Genomic DNA, 3,934 nt, shown 5'->3' with positions numbered 1-3,934 from the left:
GGCAAAGAGAGCCCCCGCCCGCTGATGGACTTTGCCATGAACGATGAGAGTATCTGGGCCTGTACCACCTGCAATGCCTGCGTAGAGGTTTGTCCGGTGGGCAACGAGCAGATGCTGCACATTGTGGACGTGCGGCGCGAGCGGGTGATGATGCAGGGAGAGTTTCCTGCACAACTGAACAACGCCTTTAAGGGCATGGAGCGCAACGGCAACCCCTGGAACCTGGGGGCCGATAAGCGCATGGGCTGGACGGAGGGTCTGGGCTTCGAGGTGCAGACCGTGACGCAAAACCCCGAGGCCGAGGTGCTCTACTGGGTGGGCTGTGCGCCCGCCTACGACCCCCGCGCCCAGAAGACCGCACGGGCCTTTGCGGAAATCCTCCAGGAGTCGGGGACGAGCTGGGCGGTGCTGGGCAAACAGGAAAAGTGCACCGGCGACGCCGCCCGGCGGGCCGGCAACGAGTTCTTGTTCATGCAGTTGGCGACCGAGAATGTCGCGACGCTCAATGCCGCCATGGCAGCCAGGCCCAAGACCATCGTCACCACCTGTCCCCACTGCTTCCACACCCTGGCCAACGAATACCAGGACTTTGGAGGCGCCTACCAGGTTAAGCACCACACCGAGTATATTGCCGAGTTGATTGATGCGAAGAAGCTCGAGCTGATCCCGATGGCAGGCGAAGTGACCTATCACGACCCGTGCTATCTGGGACGACACAACGACCTGATCAAGGAGCCCAGGGACGTCATCCAGGCCACCGGCCTCAAGCTCCACGAGCCCCCTCGCCACGGCAAGAACAGCTTCTGCTGCGGGGCGGGCGGGGCGCAGTTCTGGAAGGAGGAGGAGCCCGGCCAGGAGCGGGTCTCCACCAACCGTTACCGCGAGTTGAAGGGCACCAGCGCCGATACCATCGCGGTGGGCTGCCCCTTCTGCATGCAGATGATGAACCTGGAAACCACCCAGGAGGCCGAAGGCCAGGCCCCCAGAGTGCTGGAGATTTCCGAGCTGGTGGTTCAGCGGCTAAAGAAAGATTAAGCCCAGGAGTAGTGGCCGGTGGCTACCCGGTCGAGCAGGCTTTTGAACTTCTCCCAGCCCACCGGAGGGTCAAAAGTCGAAGTTCGCAGATCAGAGGGCCCAGACTGCGATACAACCGCCTGCACTGGCTGTTGCTCGCTCGGCCAGCCTGGAGCACGCGACCAACTCCTTGCATCCTGAGAGAATTGCTCCAGGTATTGAAGTCCTGGGTGGAAACTGGGTAGACTGAAAACGTACCAGAACCAATCCCCGATGGGCTCGCCAGGGCGAAGTCTCACAGCGTGGGAACCGGGTACAGGCTGGTGTTGTGCGGCAGCACAGCACCAAAGCAGGAGGCCATAATGGCAGTAATTCGGTTGGAGCAAGTCTACAAGAAGTTCGGCAGCAAGGTGACGGCGGTCAAGGATTTCAACCTCGAGACCGAAGACGGCGAGTTTGTGGTTTTTGTAGGCCCTTCGGGCTGCGGCAAGACCACCACCTTGCGCATGATCGCCGGTCTGGAAGACATCACCGAGGGCAAGCTCTACATTGGCGACCGCCTGGTCAACGATGTGCCGCCCAAAGACCGCGACATCGCCATGGTCTTCCAGAACTATGCCCTTTACCCTCACATGAATGTCTTCGAGAACATGGCTTTTGGACTGCGTCTACGCAGGGTGCCCAAGGCCGAAATTGATCGCCGGGTGAAGGATGCTGCCCGCATCATCAAGATTGACCACCTTTTGCATCGCAAGCCCCGCGAGTTGTCGGGCGGTCAGCGCCAGCGGGTGGCGATGGGCCGGGCTATCGTGCGTGAGCCCAAGGTCTTTTTGTTTGACGAGCCCCTTTCCAACCTCGACGCCAAGCTTCGGGTGGAGATGCGGGCCGAAATTTCCAAGCTCCAGCGCCGCCTGGGGGTCACTACCGTCTACGTGACCCACGACCAGGTCGAGGCCATGACGCTGGGCCAGCGCATCGTGGTGATGAAGGACGGTGAGGTCTTGCAGGTGGACAGTCCGCTCAACCTCTACGACTTCCCCGAAACCAAGTTTGTGGCTGGTTTTATAGGTTCACCCTCCATGAACTTCCTTCGCTCACGGGTGCAGACCGAAGGCGGCAACGCCTATTTTGTGGGCGAAGGTTTCAAGGTCATGGCCAACGGAACCCTGACCCCTAGCCTGGCGCCCTATAATGGTAAGGAAGTCTGGATGGGCATCCGTCCCGAACACATCGGTCTCAAGGGCTGGACAACCATTCCCGAAGGCGACAACATCGTTAAGGGCAGGGTAGAGGTGGTGGAACCCCTGGGTGCCGACACCGAAGTGCATGCCGAGGTGGGCGGGCACATGATGACCGCCAAGGTAGACGGCCACGCCATGGTCTTGCCCAGCGACTCTATAGATCTTCTGCTGGACACCAGCAAGCTACATGCCTTCGAAGTAGATGGGCACGAAAAAGCTATCGGTCACGCCATGGCCCGGGACACTCGTTCGGCGGCTCGAGTCTAGCACTACGGCTCATACCCACAAACCCCAGTAGAGCGGCTGGGGTTTTGTGGTCGCCTGGTTGCCTGAGGGTCTCCGTTGCGAAAATGAAAGATAGGGGCGGCATGACCGCGCCAGGCTTCCCGCAGGGTCTGTATCTCGGCGTCGTTCCTGATTGGCGCCCAGGTGCTGCCACTGTTTTAACGCAGACCCAACCGGTAGAGATCCCAGCCTGAACCCTTTTTTCACACCCGCTGACATGACCTCCTGAGCGGACATGTGAAGGAGGGTTCAGGTTTGGTAGCGCCCCAGCCCCCTGAACCGGCGGTAGCGATCTTCGAACAGCTCTTCGGGGCCCAGGTGCGAGAGTTCGGCCAACGAGGCCAACAGGGCCTGCCGGATATTGACCAGGGCGGCGGCTGGATTGCGGTGGGCTCCGCCGCCGGGCTCGGGGATGATCCGATCCACAATTCCCAGATCCAGGAGGTCGGGGGCCGAGAGCTTGAGGGCTTCGGCAGCCCTGGCGGCTTCTCTGGCATCGCGCCACAGGATGGCGGCGCAGGATTCGGGCGAAATCACCGAGTACCAGGCGTTTTCCAGAATAAGCACTCGGTTGCCCACACCAATAGCCAGAGCACCCCCAGATCCACCCTCTCCCAGGATTATTGCGATGGCCGGAACCCTAAGGCGGGCCATGCGCTGGATGCTCTGGGCAATTACCCAGGCCTGGCCGCGCTCTTCGGCAGAGATGCCGGGGTAGGCTCCAGGGGTATCAATAAAGGCGATAAAAGGGCGGCCAAAGCGGTCGGCCAGATCCATCAGTCGCATGGCCTTGCGATAGCCCTCGGGGTGGGGCATGGCAAAGTTACGCTTGATGTTTTCCTTGGTATCGCGGCCTTTCTGGTGGCCCACCACCACCACCGAGGTGCCTTCCAGGTAGGCCAGCCCACCCACTACAGCCGCATCCTCGCCATAGGTGCGATCCCCCGACAACTCGACAAAATCGTTCATGATGCCGCCAATTACGTCGAGGGTGGTGGGGCGCCCAGGGGCACGGGCCAGTTGCACCCGTTCCCAGCGGGACAGGTTGTTGAAGGTTTCCGATTTGAGCTGGGTCAGTCGCCCCCGCAGAACCTGCAACTCCCCCGAGAGGTCTACCCCGCTGCTCGAGGCAAACCCCTCGAGCTCGGCGATTTTGGCCTCGAGTTCCTCGATAGGTTTCTCAAACTCAAGCGGCATAGGCGCTCCCTTCGGGAGTATCCGCCGCCGGGCGCCCGGGGTCGAGCGCAGCCGTCTGACCCCTAACCCCTAACCCCTGACCCCTATCCAGCATGATTCACCGTCCTGGGGTGCAAAAGCTTGAGAACCCTGACCACGGTCTCCTTGAGCTGACGACGGTCTACCACCTGGTCTACCATGCCATGTTTGAGTAAAAA

3 protein-coding genes and 1 pseudogene are annotated in these 3,934 nt (G+C 60.9%); 2 read left to right on the top strand and 2 right to left on the bottom strand.

Annotated features, from left to right (window positions below; translation table 11 throughout):
* Together Q0288_RS03550 and ugpC are read left to right on the top strand one after the other, a co-directional pair.
* The coding region (locus Q0288_RS03550) for a (Fe-S)-binding protein (RefSeq protein ID WP_299427288.1) at positions 1-1,035 on the top strand (1,035 nt) is incomplete at its 5' end.
* Between the two features lie 341 nt (positions 1,036-1,376).
* A complete protein-coding gene (ugpC, locus tag Q0288_RS03545; protein ID WP_299427285.1) occupies positions 1,377-2,522 on the top strand; it encodes a sn-glycerol-3-phosphate ABC transporter ATP-binding protein UgpC in 1,146 nt (381 codons plus the stop codon).
* Between the two features lie 267 nt (positions 2,523-2,789).
* Here the strand turns inward: ugpC and Q0288_RS03540 are convergent, their stop codons facing one another.
* Together Q0288_RS03540 and Q0288_RS03535 are read right to left on the bottom strand one after the other, a co-directional pair.
* Complete coding sequence (locus tag Q0288_RS03540) at positions 2,790-3,737, bottom strand: acetyl-CoA carboxylase carboxyltransferase subunit alpha (protein WP_299427282.1); 948 nt, start codon at positions 3,735-3,737, stop codon at positions 2,790-2,792.
* A gap of 83 nt (positions 3,738-3,820) precedes the next feature.
* Positions 3,821-3,934, bottom strand: a pseudogene (locus Q0288_RS03535) (acetyl-CoA carboxylase carboxyl transferase subunit beta); the annotation flags it as partial.

The sequence above is a fragment of the uncultured Meiothermus sp. genome (assembly GCF_937863175.1).
In the GTDB taxonomy this organism is placed as follows: Bacteria; Deinococcota; Deinococci; order Deinococcales; family Thermaceae; genus Meiothermus.
Note: the sequence above shows the minus strand (reverse complement) of the source record. Positions and strands in the feature narration are given on the sequence as shown.